The sequence below is a fragment of the Mesorhizobium sp. B2-3-10 genome (genome assembly GCF_006442275.1).
In the GTDB taxonomy this organism is placed as follows: Bacteria; Pseudomonadota; Alphaproteobacteria; order Rhizobiales; family Rhizobiaceae; genus Mesorhizobium; species Mesorhizobium australicum.
Window position 1 is genome coordinate 26,233 of the sequence record NZ_VFVT01000014.1, and the last position, 18,614, is coordinate 44,846.

General features: G+C 62.7%; 15 protein-coding genes. 11 read left to right on the forward strand and 4 right to left on the reverse strand.

All coding sequences use genetic code 11. From position 1 onward, the window contains the following. Positions 1 to 15 precede the first annotated feature (15 nt). The 9 genes from FJ943_RS28765 to lpxB all read left to right on the forward strand — a co-directional run bounded on the left by FJ943_RS28765 (position 16) and on the right by lpxB (position 9,909). Positions 16 to 750, forward strand: a complete 735-nt coding sequence (locus tag FJ943_RS28765; RefSeq protein ID WP_140726963.1) for an isoprenyl transferase — start codon at positions 16 to 18, stop codon at positions 748 to 750. Next, complete coding sequence (locus tag FJ943_RS28770; protein ID WP_140726965.1) at positions 747 to 1,562, forward strand: phosphatidate cytidylyltransferase; 816 nt, start codon at positions 747 to 749, stop codon at positions 1,560 to 1,562. The genes FJ943_RS28765 and FJ943_RS28770 overlap by 4 nt, the downstream gene beginning before the upstream one ends. A 94-nt stretch (positions 1,563 to 1,656) precedes the next feature. After that, complete coding sequence (gene rseP / locus FJ943_RS28775; protein ID WP_140726967.1) at positions 1,657 to 2,799, forward strand: RIP metalloprotease RseP; 1,143 nt, start codon at positions 1,657 to 1,659, stop codon at positions 2,797 to 2,799. Between the two features lie 217 nt (positions 2,800 to 3,016). Beyond that, complete coding sequence (gene bamA / locus FJ943_RS28780; RefSeq protein ID WP_140726969.1) at positions 3,017 to 5,416, forward strand: outer membrane protein assembly factor BamA; 2,400 nt, start codon at positions 3,017 to 3,019, stop codon at positions 5,414 to 5,416. Between the two features lie 73 nt (positions 5,417 to 5,489). Beyond that, positions 5,490 to 6,545, forward strand: a complete 1,056-nt coding sequence (gene lpxD / locus FJ943_RS28785; protein ID WP_140726971.1) for a UDP-3-O-(3-hydroxymyristoyl)glucosamine N-acyltransferase — start codon at positions 5,490 to 5,492, stop codon at positions 6,543 to 6,545. Beyond that, entirely contained in the window at positions 6,538 to 7,005 is a 468-nt protein-coding gene (gene fabZ / locus FJ943_RS28790; protein WP_015317790.1) for a 3-hydroxyacyl-ACP dehydratase FabZ, read from the forward strand. Before lpxD ends, fabZ begins: the two co-directional genes overlap by 8 nt. Before the next feature lie 13 nt (positions 7,006 to 7,018). Next, a complete protein-coding gene (gene lpxA, locus FJ943_RS28795; RefSeq protein ID WP_140664109.1) occupies positions 7,019 to 7,852 on the forward strand; it encodes an acyl-ACP--UDP-N-acetylglucosamine O-acyltransferase in 834 nt (277 codons plus the stop codon). Continuing rightward, positions 7,824 to 8,738, forward strand: coding sequence for an LpxI family protein (locus FJ943_RS28800; RefSeq protein WP_140726972.1), 915 nt, complete (start codon positions 7,824 to 7,826; stop codon positions 8,736 to 8,738). Before lpxA ends, FJ943_RS28800 begins: the two co-directional genes overlap by 29 nt. After that, positions 8,731 to 9,909 (forward strand): lipid-A-disaccharide synthase, encoded by a 1,179-nt coding sequence (gene lpxB, locus FJ943_RS28805; protein ID WP_140726974.1) that lies wholly within the window; start codon positions 8,731 to 8,733, stop codon positions 9,907 to 9,909. Before FJ943_RS28800 ends, lpxB begins: the two co-directional genes overlap by 8 nt. A 129-nt stretch (positions 9,910 to 10,038) precedes the next feature. Here the strand turns inward: lpxB and gltA are convergent, their stop codons facing one another. Then, positions 10,039 to 11,361, reverse strand: a complete 1,323-nt coding sequence (gene gltA / locus FJ943_RS28810) for a citrate synthase (RefSeq protein WP_140726976.1) — start codon at positions 11,359 to 11,361, stop codon at positions 10,039 to 10,041. A gap of 183 nt (positions 11,362 to 11,544) precedes the next feature. Beyond that, positions 11,545 to 12,969 (reverse strand): glutamate--tRNA ligase, encoded by a 1,425-nt coding sequence (gltX, locus tag FJ943_RS28815; protein ID WP_140718017.1) that lies wholly within the window; start codon positions 12,967 to 12,969, stop codon positions 11,545 to 11,547. A 103-nt stretch (positions 12,970 to 13,072) separates the two neighbouring features. Between gltX and FJ943_RS28820 the strand changes: the two genes are divergently transcribed. Beyond that, positions 13,073 to 15,526 carry a ComEC/Rec2 family competence protein gene (locus tag FJ943_RS28820; RefSeq protein WP_140726978.1) on the forward strand — a complete coding sequence of 818 codons (2,454 nt, stop codon included), beginning with the start codon at positions 13,073 to 13,075 and terminating at the stop codon, positions 15,524 to 15,526. Here FJ943_RS28820 and lexA read toward each other — a convergent pair. Both lexA and FJ943_RS28830 read right to left on the reverse strand, forming a co-directional pair. After that, positions 15,520 to 16,263, reverse strand: coding sequence for a transcriptional repressor LexA (gene lexA, locus FJ943_RS28825; RefSeq protein ID WP_140726980.1), 744 nt, complete (start codon positions 16,261 to 16,263; stop codon positions 15,520 to 15,522). The two genes, FJ943_RS28820 and lexA, sit on opposite strands and share 7 nt — an antisense overlap. Positions 16,264 to 16,673: 410 nt before the next feature. Further along, on the reverse strand, positions 16,674 to 17,447 hold the full coding sequence (locus tag FJ943_RS28830; RefSeq protein ID WP_140726983.1) for a GntR family transcriptional regulator: 774 nt from the start codon (positions 17,445 to 17,447) through the stop codon (positions 16,674 to 16,676). Between the two features lie 149 nt (positions 17,448 to 17,596). On the opposite strand from FJ943_RS28830, the gene FJ943_RS28835 reads away from it, so the two are divergent. After that, a complete protein-coding gene (locus FJ943_RS28835) occupies positions 17,597 to 18,583 on the forward strand; it encodes an ABC transporter substrate-binding protein (RefSeq protein WP_015317799.1) in 987 nt (328 codons plus the stop codon). Positions 18,584 to 18,614 lie beyond the last annotated feature (31 nt).

Genomic DNA, 18,614 nt, shown 5'->3' on the forward strand with positions numbered 1-18,614 from the left:
CCCGAAAGCGAGATCATGACAACGCCCGCGCATGTCGCGATCATCATGGATGGAAATGGACGCTGGGCCAAGGCGCGCGGTATGCCGAGGCTCGCCGGTCATCGCGCCGGCGTCGAGGCCCTGCGCAAGGCGGTGCGCGCCGCCCCGGGTCTCGGCATCTCCTTCCTGACCGTCTACGCTTTCTCGTCGGAGAACTGGTCGCGGCCGAAGTCCGAGGTCAGCGATCTTATGGGTCTGTTGAAGCTGTTCATCCGTCGCGACCTTGCCGAGCTGCACCAGAGCGGCGTACGGGTCAGGATCATCGGCGACCGCACAGGGCTGCAGGCGGACATCAGGGGGCTGCTCGACGAGGCCGAATCGCTGACGATCCACAACACCTCGCTGACGCTGGTGATCGCCTTCAATTACGGCGGACGCGACGAGATCGTCCGCACGGCGCGCAAGCTTGCCGCGGCCGTGGCGCGCGGCGAAATGGACAGCGAGGCGATATCAGCCGAAAGCTTTGCCGGCTCTCTCGACACGCAAGGCATTCCCGATCCGGAGCTGGTCATCCGCACCAGCGGCGAACTGCGCCTGTCCAACTTCCTGTTGTGGCAGGCCGCCTACAGCGAACTCGTCTTCCTGCCGTGCTACTGGCCGGACTTCAACCGCGAGCATTTCGCCGAGGCCTTGCGCGAATATGCCGGCCGCGAGCGCCGCTTCGGCGGACTGGGCCCGCAGGACGTTGGTTCGCGGCCGGCCGCGGGATGAGCAACCTTCAGCTGCGCGTCATGTCGGCTGTCGTGCTGGCCATTGTGGCCCTCGGCCTGACCTGGCTCGGCGGCCTGCCGTTCCGGCTGCTGTGCGCCGTCATGGCGGCAATGATCTTTTACGAGTGGACACGCATGTCGCGGCCCGCCGCGGCCGACGGGCTTGGTTTTCTCCCGGAAGCGCTAATGGTCATTTTCGTCGGCGCCTTGATCGCCGGCCTGCCCGCACGGTGGCTGCTGCCGCTCGTCGTGATTCTGGTTGCGACAGCTGCGATCACCGCTGGAGTTCGCAAGATCGGCCAGTGGGACGCCGGCGGCCTTGCCTATGCCTGCATGTCGGGCCTGTCGCTTGCCCTGCTGCGCGACGGCGACCATTCGGGCCTCGTCGCGATCCTTTTCCTGTTCGCGGTCGTCTGGGCAACCGACATTTTTGCCTATTTCGTCGGGCGTGCCGTTGGCGGGCCCAAACTGGCCCCTTCGATCTCGCCCGGCAAGACCCGCAGCGGCGCCCTCGGCGGGGCGGTCGGTGGTGTCGTGGCAGGGCTTCTGCTTGCCGCCTTCGCCGGCGCCGGCAACCTGGCGTTGCTGGGTGTTGTGGCGCTGGTGCTGTCGATCGTCGCCCAGGCCGGCGACCTCTTCGAATCCTGGGTCAAGCGGCGGCACGGCCGCAAGGATTCTGGCGTGCTCATCCCTGGGCATGGCGGCGTCATGGACCGTGTCGACGGGCTTGTCGCGGCCGCTCTTGCCCTATACGTCATCGGCTGGATCGCGGCGGGCGCCGAGCATCCGGCACAGGGGCTGTTTCCCATTTGAACGGTGTCATTCCACGATCTGGCGCGGGCGCCTTGGATTCGCCTGTATTGATGTCACAGTCACGCAGCGACGCGGAAGAACTTGAGGGCCTGAATTGAACGAGATTCTTCACGCGATTTTCAGCACGGAAGGCCTCTTTCTCGGCACGCTCGTGCCGTTTCTCTTCGTTCTGACCGTCGTGGTGTTCGTTCACGAGATGGGCCACTATCTCGTCGGCCGCTGGTGCGGCATCGGGGTCAGGGCCTTCTCCATCGGCTTCGGTCCGGAGCTCATCGGCTTCAACGACAGGCATGGTACGCGCTGGAAGCTTTGCACCATACCGCTTGGCGGCTATGTCAAGTTTGTCGGCGACATGAACGCCACCTCCAGCCAGCCGACATCGGAAGAACTCGAAACGCTGACCGACGAGGAACGCAAGGTTGCCTTCCACACCCAGGCGATCTGGAAGCGCGCGGCAACGGTGGTGGCGGGGCCGCTGTTCAACTTCCTGCTGACGATCGTCGTCTTTTCCGTGCTGTTTGCCGCCTATGGGCGTTATGTCGCGGAGCCCATGGTGGCGGAGGTTACAACAGACAGTCCCGCGGCCAAGGCCGGCATCTTGCCAGGCGACCGATTCGTCAGCGTTGACGGCAGCAAGGTCGAAACCTTCGGCGACGTGCAGCGGCTGGTCTCGGGCCGCGCCGGCGACACCATCACCTTCGTCATGCTGCGCGGCGGCAAGGAGGTCACGGTGACCGCGTCGCCGCAGCTGATGGAGCAGGAGGACGCGCTCGGCAACAAGGTCAAGGTCGCCGTGATCGGCGTCGTCAACAACAAGGAACTCGGCCAGCCCCGCCTCATCACCTACACCCCGGTCGGAGCCGTTGCGGCGGCCGTTGAGGAAACCGGCCACGTCATCGAGCGCACCGGACAGTTCCTGCAGCGCTTCGCCGTCGGGCGCGAGGACAAGTGCCAGTTGGGTGGCCCGGTCAAGATCGCCGACATGGCCGGCAAGGCGGCCAAACTCGGTTTTGAATGGCTGGTGCAGCTCGTCGCGCTGCTGTCCGTTGGGATAGGCATTCTAAACCTTTTGCCGATTCCCCCCCTCGACGGCGGCCATCTGTTGTTCTACGGGGTGGAGGCCGTCATCCGCCGGCCGGTGTCGGAACGGATGATGGAAATGGCCTATCGGGCCGGTCTGCTTCTGGTGCTGTGCTTCATGGGGTTCGTGTTCTGGAACGATCTCTTTGGGTGCTGAAATCATGAAGGAATTTGGCCTGAGCATGGCGGATGTTGAGACGCCGTTTACCATGCACGGGGATATGAGTGACGCGAAAGCCACGCACCAGGGTTAAGTAAATACAAATTAGCCAGAAGCCTTGCGTGTAGGGAAAATCCGGTTAATACGGTAGGGGAAATGACCGCACGTCCGGTTTTCTCGCCGTGGGGACTACGAGAAAAGGTTATTAAGCCCGATGAAGGCAGCATCCAAGTTTCTAAACGCCGCGTCAGCGGCGGCACTGTCCGCCGCTCTGGTCGTACCAGGTGCGCTCGCAGTGCAGTTCGTTGCCACATCGGCGGCCGAAGCCGCGGTCGTAAGCCGGGTGGAGGTGAGCGGCAACCAGCGTGTCGACGCCGATACCATCCGCAACTACATCACCATCAAGCCCGGCAAGGCCTTCTCCAGCTCCGATGTCGATAGCGCGGTCAAGGCGCTGTTCGGCACCGGCCTGTTCTCGGATGTCCAGATCAACCAGGTCGGCTCGACCCTGGTGGTCAAGGTTTCGGAATACAAGGTCGTCAACCAGGTGCTGTTCCAGGGCAACAAGAAGCTCAAGGACAACGCGCTTCAGGCGGCGGTTCAGCTGAAGCCGCGCGGCACGTTCTCTCAGGCTACGCTGGATTCGGATGTCGAGGCGGTCAAGGCCGCCTACAGGCGCATCGGCCGTGACGATGCCGGCGTGACCGCGCAGATCATGGAGCTTGGCGACAACCGCGTGAACGTGGTCTTCCACATCACCGAAGGCGATCGCACGCAGATCGCGGCAATCAATTTCGTCGGCAACAGCGCCTATTCCAGCCGCCGCCTGTCTGATGTGATCAACACCAAGCGCTCGTCCTGGGTTTCGTTCATTCTGCGCGACGACGTCTACGACGAAGACAAGCTGCGCGCCGACCAGGAGCTGCTGCGCCGCTTCTATTACAATCACGGTTATGCCGACTTCCAGGTCGTGTCCGCCGTCGGCGAGCTCGACAATGCGACCAACAAATACACGGTCACCATCACCGTCCAGGAAGGCGAGCGCTACAATTTTGGCGATATCAGCGTCGAAAGCACGATCCCGGAAGTCGACTCCAAGTCGCTGGAATCGGTGGTCGAAACCCGCAAGGGCGATGTTTACAACGCCAAGAACGTCGAAGACTCCATCATTGCGCTGACGGAGAAGGTGGCTGGTTCGGGCTATGCTTTTGCCCAGGTGACACCGCGCGGCGACCGCAACTTCGAGAACCACACGATCTCGGTGGTCTACACCGTCGACCAGGGCACCAAGGCCTATGTCGAGCGCATTGAGATCCGCGGCAACGACCGCACGCGTGACTATGTCATCCGTCGCGAATTCGATGTCAGCGAAGGCGATGCGTTCAACCAGGTGCTCATCCAGCGCGCGAAGAAGCGCCTGGAAGACTTGAATTATTTTGACAAAGTCGAGATTTCGACTGTGCCCGGCTCGGCCCCTGACCAGGTCGTGCTGGTGGTCGACGTGGTCGAAAAGTCGACGGGTGAATTCTCGGTTGGCGCCGGCTATTCGACTGGCGGCGATTCGGCTGGACCGTCTGTTGAAGGATCGATCACAGAGCGCAACTTCCTCGGCCGTGGCCAGTTCATCAAAGTGTCGGCCGGTGGCGGCAAGAACTCGCGCGACTACAGCCTGTCCTTCACCGAGCCCTATTTCCTCGGGCGGCGCATCGCCGCCGGCTTCGACATTTTCAAGTCGACGCGGGAATACAACAACAATTACGACAGCGACACGACCGGCGCGACGATCCGCTTCGGACTGCCGATCACCAACAGCATCACCACCCAGTTGGCGTACAACATCTCGCAAGAGAAATATAAGGTGGATGACAACTGCGGTCCTACCTCCGATTCAAATCCCGACGGCACCTGCACGATTTCGCCGGCGATCTTGGATGGCATCGCTCAGAGTCCTTGGATCAAGTCGTCGATCAGCCTGGGGCTGGTTTACAACACGATCGACGATATGAAGAACCCGCATGAAGGCATCTATGCCAACACGACGGTCGAAATGGCTGGTCTTGGTGGCGATGCCAAGTTCGTGAAGATCACCGGGCGCGGCAGCATCTACCAGACGCTGTCAGAACAGCTTGATCTGGTCGGGCTGATCTCCGGCGGTGCAGGACATGTCGAGGCCTATGGCGGCGACGGTAATCTGCGTATCTTCGATCAGTTCCAAAGCACCGATCGCATGATCCGTGGCTTTGCGTATAATGGCATTGGTCCCGTGGACCCGACCACGGGTGATCATCTGGGGGGTGTGACTTATTTCAACGCCTCGGCCGAAGCGCAGTTCCCGTTGCCGGTTATTCCCGAGAGCTTCGGTCTGCGCGGTGCGGTGTTTGCGGACGCCGCAACGCTCTATGGCAGTAAGATCAATCAGCATCTAAACGATGGTAATCCCGGTAACGATATTCATATCGCTGGTACCGGCCTCGAATTGCGTGCGTCTGTCGGCGTTGGCCTGATGTGGGCTTCACCGTTCGGGCCGATTCGAATCGACTATGCGATCCCGGTCAAGAAGCAAGCGAGCGACGACGTGCAGGAATTCAACTTCGGCATATCGACCCGCTTCTGATCGGCGGCCAACGATGCTCCCGGGTTTTGGATCCGGGAGAAATGTTCCGACCTAGCTGGATATAGCTTCTGGAATGACCGATCCGGTGTTCTTCGCGCCATCACGCCGGTATACGGCGGCCGAAGTCGCGAATCTGACCGGCTCGGTGCTTGTCGATTCCGGCCAATCCGACGTTTTGATCGAAGCGCTGGCGCCGGCCAATGAAGGCGGCGCCAATGCGCTTGTCTTCGTCGACGGCAGGCGTAATTCCGCGCTGATGCCGTCGCTGCGCGCGGCAGCGGTCCTGTGCACGGCCGAATTCGCAAACAAGGCGCCTTCCACCGTTGCTGTCTTGACTCATCCACGGCCGCAGCAGGCTTTCGCGCTGGTTGGGCGCCTGCTGTTCCCGACAGCCGCCACGCCGGGGCCAATGACGAGTGAAACCGGTGTTTCGCCGCATGCCCATGTCGATCCGACGGCGCATGTCGAAGCCGGCGCTATCATCGAGGCCGGCGCGGTCATCGGGCCAGGTGTCTCGATCGGCAGCGGCACCGTCATTGCGCCCAACGCCGTCATCGGACAGTCCTGCCAGATTGGCCGTGACGGTTATGTCGGCCCGGGCGCCAGTATCCAGTACGCTCTGATCGGCAATCGGGTCATCATCCATGGTGGCGCCAGGATCGGCCAGGACGGCTTTGGCTTTGTCGGCGGCGCCAAGGGGCCGGAACGTGTTCCACAGATCGGACGCGTCGTGATCCAGGACGATGTCGAGATCGGCTCCAATTCCACCGTCGATCGTGGCGCCATGTCCGATACGATCATCGGGCAAGGCACCAAGATCGACAATCTCGTTCAGATCGCCCATAACGTCCGCATCGGCCGCAATTGTATAGTGGCCGGGCTGTCGGGTATTTCCGGTTCCGTGGTGGTGGGTGACAATGTCACCATGGGCGGCGGTGTCGGGCTTGCGGATCATCTGACGATTGGTACAGGTGCCAAGCTTGCAGCCAGAAGTGGATTTATGAGCAATGTTCCCGCCGGCGAGATCTGGGGTGGCTATCCGGCGCAGCCGATGGCGGAAGCCATGCGAGAGATAGCCATGTTGCGCACGATGGCCAGGGCACGCAAGCAGGGCAAGGACAATGGCTGACATGGTGGCGGCGACAACGCTGGAAGCGGTCGACATATTGGGGCTGATGAAGCTCCTGCCGCACCGCTATCCCTTCCTGATGATCGACCGCATCGTGGATATCGACGGCGACGACTCCGCCATCGGCATCAAGAACGTGACCATAAACGAGCCGCATTTTCAGGGGCATTTCCCGGAGCAGCCGGTGATGCCTGGCGTGCTGATAGTCGAGGCCATGGCCCAGACGGCCGGAGCCATCTGCATCCGCAGCCTCGGGGCGTCGAAGCCATCGCTGGTCTATTTTCTGACCATCGACAACGCCAAATTCCGCAAACCGGTCGTCCCCGGCGACCAGTTGAAGATCCATGTCAAGAAAATCAAGAAGCGCGGCAACCTGCTCAAATTCGCCTGTGAAGCCCTGGTCGAAGGTACCAAGGCGGCCGAGGCCGAGATTTCAGCCATGATGGTCACCGGCGACTGACGATCGAGTGCCTATGAAAATCAAGACGTCAATCCATCCTTCCTCCGTCGTGGAAGAAGGCGCCCAGATCGGCCAGGGTGTGCGCATTGGGCCGTTCTGCCACGTCAGCGCCGATGCCGTGATCGGCGACGGGGTCGAACTGGTCAGCCATGTCTCGGTGATGGGCGCGACCACTATCGGGGCGTCGACCAAGGTCTATCCGATGGCGACACTGGGCGCACCGCCGCAAAACACCAAGCACAAGGGCGGCCGCACCACGCTGGTCATCGGCGCCAACTGCACCATCCGCGAAGGCGTGACCATGCATGTCGGCACCGACACCAGCCGTGGCGAAACCACGGTCGGCGACAATGGCAATTTTCTCGCCTACGCCCATATCGCCCATGACTGCGCCGTCGGCAACAACGCCACCTTCGCCAATGGGGCGACATTGGGCGGCCACTGCGAGATCGGCAACAACGTCTATATTGGCGGCCTCAGCGCGGTCCATCAATTCGTGCGCGTGGGTGACAACGCCTTTCTTGGCGGGTGCTCGGCTTTTGTCGGTGATGTCATTCCCTATGCCATCGCGGTCGGTAACCGCGCCAGCCTGCGCGGCTTGAACATCATCGGGCTCAAGCGCGCCGGTCTGCCGCGTTCCGAAATCCATCTGCTGCGCAAGGCCTACAAGACGATCTTCGACCGCTCCCGCACCGTCGGCGAGAACATCGAGTTCGCCAAGGTGGAGTTCGCCTCGTCGCCGACAGCGATGAAGATCATCGACTTCATCACCAGTCGCGGCAAGCGGCACTATGCGGTGCCATCGCTCAAGGGCGGCGATGGCGACGATGCCGATGACGAAGGCTGAGACAGCCGCGGCTGGTCTTGAACTCCCGCCTGGTGCCAGGGTCGGCATCATCGCCGGCGGCGGCAGCCTTCCGGTCGAAGTCGCTGCCGGTTTGGCCGGACAGGGTCATCCGCCCTTCGTCGTGCTCATGGACGGTGAGGCCGACCGCCTGGCTGAATTGTGCCGTTACGAGCATGAGACCCTTGCCCTGGAAGCGATAGGATCGCTCATTCCGCTGCTCAAGCGTAACCGGATTACGCATCTGGTGCTTGCCGGCGAGATTAAGCGCAGGCCAAGGCTGACACAGATGCGTCCAAGCCTCAGCCTGCTCGCTGTGATACCCGTCGTCGTCATGGCGTTGGCACGCGGCGACGATGGACTGCTCAAGGTGGTGGCGCGCGGGCTCGAGGCCCGGGGGATCAAGGTCGTGGGCGCCCACGAGATCGTGCCGAACCTTGTCGCCGCCGAAGGGGTGTTGACCAGGGCCACGCCCCGGAAGTCGGACTGGCGCGACATCGAGGCAGGTTTTGCCGCGGCAAAAGCCATCGGGGCGCTGGATATCGGCCAGGCGGCGATCGCGGTCGGCGGCCGGACCATCGCGCTTGAAGGCATCGAGGGCACGGCCGGATTGCTGGACCGCGCCAGGCTGCTGCGCGGCCACGGCCGTATCGCCGGCAAGACGCGCGGTGTGCTGGTCAAATGCGCCAAGCCTGGCCAGGAGCTGCGCGCGGATCTTCCTTCCATGGGGCCCCAGACGGTAGAAGCAGCGCATGCGGCCGGGCTTGCCGGCATTGCCGTCGAGGCGGGACGCTCCCTGATCCTCGAAGGTCCCGCAACCCTCTCGCGTGCCAATGACCTTGGGCTGTTCATTGTCGGCCTGGCCGCAACGGAGTCAGGTCATGGCTGACAGGGCGCTGAAGATCGCGATCGTCGCGGGCGAGGAGTCAGGCGACCTGCTTGGCGCCGACATTGTCCAGTCGCTGCGCCAAATAACAGGACGCGAGGTGCAGCTCGTCGGCCTCGGTGGCCGCCACCTGCAGGCGCTTGGGCTGGTTTCGCCGTTCGACGCCAGCGAGGTCGCGCTGATGGGGTTTAGCGCCGTCCTGCGTGACCTGCCGCGCCTGATGCGGCGGATCGGTCAGCTGGCGGGGCTGGTTGCGGATGCCAAGCCGGACTGCCTCGTCACCATCGACAGCCCCGATTTTTCGCTGCGCGTCGCCAAAAAGGTGCGCGCCGCCAACCCGACGATCCCGATCGTCCACTATGTCTGCCCGAGCGTCTGGGCATGGCGGCCGGGCAGGGCGGTGGCGATGAAGCCGTATGTCGATCACATCCTGTGCATCCTGCCGTTCGAAGTGAAGGAGCTCGATCGGCTGGGTGGCCCGCCCGGCACCTATGTCGGCCATCGCCTGACGCATGATCCCGGCGTGCTGTCGGCCGCCAGGGCGCAGGCCCAGCCGCGTGATCTTTCACCAGACCGCGTGAAGACGCTGCTTGTCCTGCCCGGCTCGCGGCGCGGCGAGGTGCGACGGCTGCTCGAGCCGTTCGGCGAGACCGTGTCGATGCTGCGGGCACGCGGGCATCGGCTTCGGCTGATGTTGCCGACGGTGCCGCATGTCGCGGATACCGTACGATCCGCAGTCACGCGCTGGGATGAAAAACCCGAGGTTATCCTGGAGCCGGAACGCAAATGGCAGGCCTTCGGCAAGGCCGACGCGGCGTTGATCGCGTCCGGCACCGTCTCCCTGGAACTGGCACTGTCCGGCGTGCCGATGATCTCTTGCTACCGGCTCGACCCTGTCGCACGCGCCGTGGCGCGATATCTCGTTTCGGTCTGGTCGGCGCTGCTGCCCAACCTGATCTCGGATCGCGCGCTGATCCCGGAGTTCTACGACGAATACGTCAGGCCGAACAATCTGGCACGCCAGCTGGAAGCGCTGTTGGCCGACAGTGGCATGCGCGCCTGGCAGAAAGACGGGTTCGCCGAGATTTCACGGCGCATGGCAACGGACAAACCGTCCGGTGAGATCGCGGCGCAGGTGGTGATGGGGTGTATCAAGAGAGTGAGTAGGCAGTAGTGAGTGGTGAATAGTGAGTAGTGAGTTAGAAAACTCTCTAACCTCACTACTCACTACTCACTACTCACTACTCACTACTCACTATTCACCACTCACCACTCACCACTCACTAACCACTACTCACTCGTCTCAGCGCTTGGCGATCGGCACGTAGTCGCGCTCTGGCGCACCGGTATAGAGCTGGCGCGGACGGCCGATCTTCTGGCGTGGATCCTCGATCATTTCCTTCCACTGGGCGATCCAGCCGACCGTGCGGGCAACCGCGAACAGCACGGTGAACATGGTGGTGGGGAAGCCCAGCGCCTTCAGCGTGATGCCGGAATAGAAGTCGACGTTCGGGTAGAGTTTCTTCTCGATGAAATAGGGATCGGTCAGCGCGATCTTTTCCAGTTCCATCGCGATGTCGAGCAGCGGATCGTCCTTGATGCCGATTTCGCCCAGAACCTCATGCGCCGTCTTCTGCATGATCTTGGCACGCGGATCGTAGTTCTTGTAGACGCGGTGGCCAAAGCCCATCAGGCGGAACGGATCGTTCTTGTCCTTGGCGCGGGCGATGAATTCCGGGATGTGATCGACATGCCCGATCTCGCCCAGCATGTTGAGCGCCGCTTCGTTGGCGCCGCCATGGGCCGGGCCCCACAGGCAAGCAATCCCGGCGGCGATGCAGGCGAACGGGTTGGCGCCCGAGGAACCGGCGAGGCGAACGGTCGAGGTCGAAGCGTTCTGCTCATGATCGGCATGCAGGATGAAGATACGCTCCATGGCGCGCGCCAGCACCGGGTTGATCTTGTACTCCTCGCACGGCACGGCAAAGCACATGTGCAGGAAGTTTGCCGCGAAACCGAGATCGTTCTTCGGATAAATAAAGGGCTGGCCGATGTGGTACTTGTAGGCCATGGCCGCGATCGTCGGCATTTTGGCGATCAGGCGCATGGAGGCAACCATGCGCTGGTACGGGTCGGAGATGTCGGTCGAGTCATGATAGAAGGCCGACAGCGCGCCAACCACGCCGCACATCACCGCCATCGGGTGCGCGTCGCGGCGGAAGCCGGTGAAAAAGCGCGACATCTGCTCGTGCACCATTGTGTGGCGCGTTACGCGGTAGTCGAAATCGTCCTTCTGCGCCTTGGTCGGCAATTCGCCGTAGAGCAGGAGGTAGCAGACTTCGAGGAAGTCGCCATGTTCGGCCAGCTGGTCGATCGGATAGCCCCGATGCAGGAGGATGCCGGCGTCGCCATCGATGAAGGTGATTTCCGACTCGCAGCTTGCCGTCGAGGTAAAGCCGGGGTCATAGGTGAAGGCGCCGGTGGTGCTGTAGAGCGAGGCGATGTCGATGACGTCAGGTCCGACCGAGCCGCTTCGCACCTTGAATTCGTGAGTCTTGCCGGCGAATTCCAGCGTTGCCGTGGCCTCTTGGCCGCCCACATCCAGTTTTTTCGCAGCTTCGGTCATTGCAAACTCCTTCTTGTTTCCTCATGCCGGCAAAGGCAAATTCCGCAGAGCGACACGTCGAAATCACCGCAATGCGCGTATTCGCCACCGCATTCTAGGAGGTGCGTGCCAGATTGGGCCAAGGCCTAATGTTGCACTGCGAAACCCGCCTTTCAATGCCAATCTTCTTGGGCCAGTTTGCTCCTAATCGATTTGATCCGCTACGCGCGCCAGGCTTTCCTCACGCCCCAGAACGGCAAGCACGTCGAATACGCCCGGTGACGTGCTCTTGCCGGTCAACGCAGCCCGCAACGGCTGGGCCACGGCGCCAAGCTTGTGCCCGCCAGCCAGCGCAAAGTCGCGGATCGCGGCCTCGGCCGTGGCCGCCGTCCAGTCGCCTGACAGCGACTTCAAAGCTTCGTGAGCGCCACGCAGGATCTTGCGCGCGTCGTCATTGAGCAGGAGTGCCGCCTTGTCGTCGATCGGCAGCGGCCGCGCGGCAAACAGGAAGGCGGCGCCGTCGACAAGCTCGACCAGCGTCTTGGCGCGCTCCTTCAGGCCCGGAAGTGCTGCCAGCAGCTGCGCCTTGTTCTTCTCGTTGAGCCGCGCCGCCATCGCCGGGCCGCCCTCCAGATAGGGCAAGGTGGCGATAAAGATATCGAACAGCTCGGTGTCGGCCATACGTCGCATATGCGCGCCGTTGATCGCTTCCAGCTTGGCGAAATCGAAGCGCGCCGCGCCCTTGTTGACGTCGCCAATGTCGAACCACGAGACCATGTCCTCGATCGACATGATCTCGTCGTCGCCATGGCTCCAGCCGAGCCGCGCAAGATAATTGAGCAGCGCCTCCGGCAGATAGCCCATGGCGCGATAGGCTTCGACGCCGAGCGCGCCATGGCGCTTCGACAGCTTGGCGCCGTCGGCGCCGTGGATCAGCGGGATATGCGACATCGACGGCACGTCCCAGCCCATGGCGTTGTAGATCACGGTCTGGCGGGCGGCGTTGGTCAGGTGATCGTCGCCACGGATGATGTGGGTGACGCCCATGTCGTGATCGTCGACGACGACGGCATGCATGTAGGTCGGGTTGCCGTCCGAACGCAGGATGATGAAGTCGTCGAGATCCTTGTTGGGGAAGCGCACGTCTCCCTGGACCCGGTCCTGCACCACCGTCTCGCCCTCGGCCGGTGCCTTGATGCGGATGGCGCCCCTGACGCCGGACGGCGCCTCCGACGGGTCGCGGTCACGCCAATGGCCGTTATAGCGTGGCGGTAGGCCCTTGGCGCGTGCAGCTTCGCGCATTGCCTCGAGCTCGGCTGAAGTCTCGTAGCTGTAATAGGCCTTGCCCAGGCGCACCAGCTCCTCGGCCACCTCGCGATGGCGCGGCGCGCGCTCGAATTGAGAGACCGCGTCACCATCCCACGAAAGGCCAAGCCAGGTCAGGCCATCGAGAATGGCCGATGTGGCCGCATCGGTCGAACGCTCGCGATCGGTGTCCTCAATGCGCAGCAGCATCGTGCCGCCGGTATGCTTTGCATAGAGCCAGTTGAAGAGCGCCGTGCGCGCGCCGCCGATGTGCAGATAGCCGGTCGGCGAGGGGGCAAAACGGGTGATGACCTTGTCGGGCATGGAACTCTCGGAAAACGTCTGAAGCTGGGTGCGCAGCGTGCGGACTTTCGCGCGTTGCGCGTTCATGTAGCATAGGACGTCGAGGGTGCAAGGGGCAGACCCGATGACTGGACGAGGCCGGGGCTCGGATCGGGGCGAGGATGCCGCTATCGGCGTCAGCGAGCGATCCCTGTTTGCGGCGCCTGCGACGATCCCACTGCCATCTCCGCTCGTGGCTGCACCCGAAACCAGGTCGCTGCAGGCAGGTGGGCAGGCGCCGGCGCCGGCTCCTGCCGCGGGCAGGATCGCGCGCGTGCGCCGGCAAGTCGGCCTGGTATCCTTGCCTCGCGTGCGCCATGGCGTGGCCCGGGCGACGGAGCTCGAACTCGACCGGGGCATCGCGTTCCTGCTGGTGCCGGTCTGTCTGGCCGTTGGGGCGATCGCCTATTTCTCGCTGGCATCCGAGCCCGACTTTGCAAAACCCGTCGCGGTCGTGGTGCTGATGGCGGTCTGTGCCTTCGTCTCGCGCTCCTGGTCGAAAACCCATCTGTGTTTCATGGCAGTGCTGTTGTGCGCGCTGGGCCTGCTCGCGGCGAAGGTCGAAACATGGCGAGCCGGAACCCGGATGCTGGGTTCGGAAATCTCCACGCAACTGACCGGCCGCGTGGTCTCGCTCGAAGAGATGGAGAGCGGCCGCATCCGGCTGACCATGGACGTGATTTCGACCGCCCGGCCGAAACTGCGCTATGCACCGGAAAGGGTCCGGCTTTCCGCACGCAAGATACCGCCGGGAATGACCGCCGGCTCGCTCATCACAGGCTACGCCAAACTGTTGCCGCCGACCGGCCCGGTGCGGCCGGACAGCTACGACTTCTCTTTCGACAGCTATTTCGCCGGCATCGGCGGCAGCGGCTTCTTTCTCGGCAATCCGACGGTTGTTTCCGCCGACGACGGTGAGATGCCGCTATCGGCTCGCCTTTTTTCAGGCATCGAAAATGCCCGCGAAGCCATCGCCGACCACATCAGGGGCAGCGTCGGCGGCGCTGAAGGCGAGATCGCGGCGGCGCTGATCGTCGGCGTGCGCGCCGGCATACCCGATGAAATCAATGAAGCGATGCGGCGTACCGGCATCTATCACATCATCTCTATTTCGGGACTGCATATGGCGCTTGTGGCCGGCACCATCATGGGTCTGCTGCGTGGTGCCTTCGCGCTGTTTCCAGACTTTTCCGCGCGCCGGCCGGTGAAGAAATACGCGGCCGCCGCCGCACTGTTCTCGATCGCCGCCTATCTCATCATTTCCGGTGTCGTCGTTGCCGCCGAACGCAGCTTCATCATGCTGGCGGTGATGCTGATTGCCGTCTTCTTCGATCGCGCTGCCCTGACCATGCGCAATCTGGCGATCTCGGCGATCGCCGTCATTCTGGTCTCGCCTCACGAGGTTGTCGGCCCGAGCTTTCAGATGTCGTTCGCCGCGACCGCGGCCCTGGTTGGCGCTTATGCCGGCTGGGCCGATCACCATGCAGGAAAGACGCGGCCACCGCCGCCAAAGCGTTCCCTGGCGGGATTCCTGACGCGAAAATTCCTGCTGGCGACAGGAGGATTGGCCATGACGTCCATTATCGCCGGCAGCGCCACGGCACTGTTTGCCATCTGGCATTTCCAGCGGGTATCGCCGCTCAGCCTGTTCGCCAATCTGGCCGTGATGCCGATCGTGTCGGTCGTGATGTTCCTGGCCGTCGCCAGCGCCCTGCTGATGCCATTCGGACTGGATTGGCCGGCTCTCTACCTTATGGGCAAGGGCCTGACAGCAATGATCGCCGTGTCGGCGTGGATATCGGAGCGCTCTCCGGTCGATGGAGTCGGGCTGATTTCGCAGCAATCCGTGCTGCTGGTCACCGTCGCGCTGGTAATCGCGACGATGGCGACGACATGGCTGCGGCTCGCGGCGCTGCCATTCGCGCTCGCCGGCCTGTTGACTGTGTCGCACACGCGCGCGCCCGATGTGCTGATCTCCGAAGATGCGCGGCTGGTCGCGCTGCCGATCGGCAATGGCGAACTGGCCGTCAACCGGGAACGTCCCAACGAATTCGCAACCGACAACTGGAAGCGCGCCCTGATCTCCGAAAGAATCGTCAAACCGGAAATGTTCGACACGACAGACGGGCAATTCGATGTTGCCAGTCCCACCGACCTGCCGCCGGGATCGCCCTTCTACTGCCGCGAAGGCCTGTGCCTTGCCAGGCACCCTTCCGGCGCGATCATTGCCTATGTCGAAGACCGCAAGACCACCTGGAAAGCCTGCGCTTTCGCCGACCTGATCATCGTCAACGACGCGACCGCCTATGACGCCTGCCACAATCCACTGGTTCTCGTCGTCACCAAACGGCAGCTCGCCCGCAAGGGAAGCGCTGCCGTCTTCTTCAATTCCCAGTCGGCCACGACCCGGGCCGCGATCGCATTCGCCGTTGACGGACCATACCGACCCTGGCACGAACAGCGAAAATTCTCTCGCGAGGCGAGGGGGCTGCCGCCGTACAAAAAAACCGACAAGCCCGATGGCAAGCCGGCTCAGTAGCGCCTGATCAACCCGACCAGCTTGCCTTGTACCTTGACCCTGTCCGGCCCGAAAATGCGTGTTTCGTAGGCTGGATTGGCGGCCTCGAGCGCGATCGAAGCGCCTTTGCGGCGGAACCGCTTCAGCGTCGCTTCCTCTTCGTCGACCAGTGCCACGATAATTTCGCCCGGGCTTGCCGTGTTGGCATTGCGGATAATGACCGTGTCTCCATCGAAGATACCGGCCTCGATCATCGAGTCGCCCTTGACCTCCAGCGCATAGTGCTCGCCGCCCATGATCATGTCCGGCGGCACCGAGATAGAATGCGTCTGATGCTGGATGGCATCGATCGGCACACCGGCGGCGATACGGCCCATGACCGGGATGGACACGGCTGAAACCGCATCGTCGTCGTTGCCGGCCGCGGGCAGGCGCGAAGGCGCAGCGGCCGGCCTGATCTGGCGTCCGGCGCTGCCTTGGCCAAGGCTGCCTTGGATGATGCTTGGCGAGAACTTCTTTGCCGCATTGAGGCCCGGCGCGATCGAGTCCGGCAGCCGCAGCACTTCCAGCGCGCGTGCCCGATTGGGTAGCCGGCGAATGAAGCCGCGCTCCTCCAGCGCCGTGATCAGGCGATGGATCCCCGACTTGGAGGCAAGATCGAGTGCTTCCTTCATCTCGTCGAAGGAAGGCGGTATCCCGCTTTCCTTGAGCCGTTCGTGGATGAACATCAGCAGTTCATGTTGCTTGCGTGTCAGCATGGCGGCCCCCAAGACATTGAACGAAAGGTTGAACCAGAATCGAAAAAACAAACCCAGAACAAACACTATCTGTTCCAGTTGTGTTCTGCAACCGTTTAAAGTTTAATGAATTTGTTAAGGGGTTGGAAGTTTTTTGCCCGCGACGGCGGGCAGCAACCAGCCCTTTCCGCCATCGGCAGGCGCATTGAAATCGTTTTGGTTAATGGCCTGTGGCCCATCCGCCGACGAGGCTTTGGCATCAGTTAGTTGGAAGGCTTCTCCTCGGGGGGACGTATAACTCGCGGAGCCATTATTCGCGGAACGAAACGAAACCAAAATGCCAACGATTGGTAGCTTCGGGCGGCCATGGATCCGGGCGTTCGGCGCACTCCGGCCAGCGCGTTCGAATAGGCGTCGCGGAAGCGCTGAAGTTATCCCGAACCCGCCTTCAAGCTGCCGGCGCGAGCGGCGTATCTGGTGGCGCCGCTGTCTTCGCTGTGGACATAGACGTGCAGTGTGTAGCCGATATGCGCCGTCATCAGCGCCTTGGCCCGCTCGATGTCACGGTCGAGCGCCGCTTCCATGATCGCGGTATGGTGTTCGATCGCAATCGCTTCGCGCAGCGCTTCGATTGCCTCTTCATAGCCATCCTTGAGGCCGGCCGCGGCCCGCAGTGTCGGCGCCAGACCAAGAAAGCGATGATGCCGGCGCAGCTGATCCGAGATCGTCGAGCGGAACCGCAACAGCCAGTCGCATGTGGCGGCGCTCAGCAGCGCCGCATGGAAAGCCTCGTGGTTCTCGTCCCATCTGTCGACGGCCGCGTCCGAGGGATCGTCGACCGCCGTCTTGCAACGCGAGAGCCGGTAGTGGGCGGTGACCACGGCATCCTCCCACTCCCTGCCGCCTTTCTCCATCGATTCGAGGAACAGGGGTATCTCGACCACCATCCTGGCGCGTGCCAGATCCTCCAGCTCGGCCCGCGACACCGGAGCCACGGCAAAACCACGATTGCTGATCGCGGTGACCAGGCGTTCGGCCTCGAGCCGCGACAGGGCTTCGCGCAACGGTGTCCAGCCGACGCCATAGGTGCCGCGCAGCGCACTCAGTTTGAGCGGGGCGCCGGGCATGAGGCGCGTGGTCAGGATGTCGCGCCGCAACAGCTGATAGGCGGCTTCCGTTTTTGTGGAACTCGTTTCATCCCGCATGGTGATCAATCCGTCGTCTGGCGAAAGTATATATGATATTGGGTCGCAGCGACAATTATATATAATGTTTGACACAGACCGGCGGACTCACCATGATCGCCGTAGCCGCCGCGTTTCCAAGCGGCCCTGATCAAATCTGGGAGGAAATGATGTTGAAGTCGAAATCCGCTTGGTTGTCGGGTTTGGCCCTGGCAGGCGCATTGATGGTCAGCGCCGGCAGTGCCGCGGCCGATCAGATCCGTATCGGCATTGCCAATTTCGGCGAGCATCCGCAATTGAACGCCGCCATAGCCGGCTTCAAGAAGGCGCTGACGGATAATGGCTTCGTCGAGGGCAAGGATGTCGTCTACACGGAGAGCCACACCAATTTCGATGCATCGCTGGTGCCGCAGATGATCGCCAAGCTGCAGGCCGAGCAGCCCAAGCTGATCTACACCATCACCACGCCGGTCTCGCAGATCGCCAAGAAAGCGCTCGCCGGTTCCGGCATTCCGATCGTTTTTGCCGCGGTCACCGATCCGGTGGCGGCCAAGCTGGTGCCGTCGTGGGACGCCGGAGACGAAGGCATGACGGGCGCCAGCGATCTGCAGGACGTCGCCGCGGTGATGGCCTTCACCAAGAAGCTGCTGCCGAACGCCAAGCGCTTCGGCGTGCCTTACAATCCCGGTGAGGCCAATGACGTTGCCTTGGTCGAAAAGATCAAGGCGGCGGCACCGGCCGCCGGTTTCGAGGTGGTGGAGGTCGGCATCGACAACGTCAATGACATCCAGCAACGTATCGCTTCGCTCGCCGGCAAGGCCGACGTGATCTACGGCCCGGCCTCGAACCTGATCCAGCCGGCGATCGCCGCTGTCTCCGCGGCCGCCCGCCAGGCCGGTATCCCGGTCGTCAACTCCGATGACAGCGCGGTCCGCAACGGCACCGTGCCGGCGAGCTTCGCGGTCAATTACACCCAGGTCGGCGTCAACGCCGGCAACATCGCCGCCGAGATCCTCAAGGGCAAGGATCCCAAGACGATCGCGCCGTCGCGCCCGGCCTACAAGGACCACATGGCAACGATCTCGCGCAAGGCGATGGCCGCGTTCGGCATCGAGATACCGGCTTCAATGGCCGATTGCGGCTGCATCGTCGACTAACATCGGAACTGCCGGGGTGACGGCGTCGGCG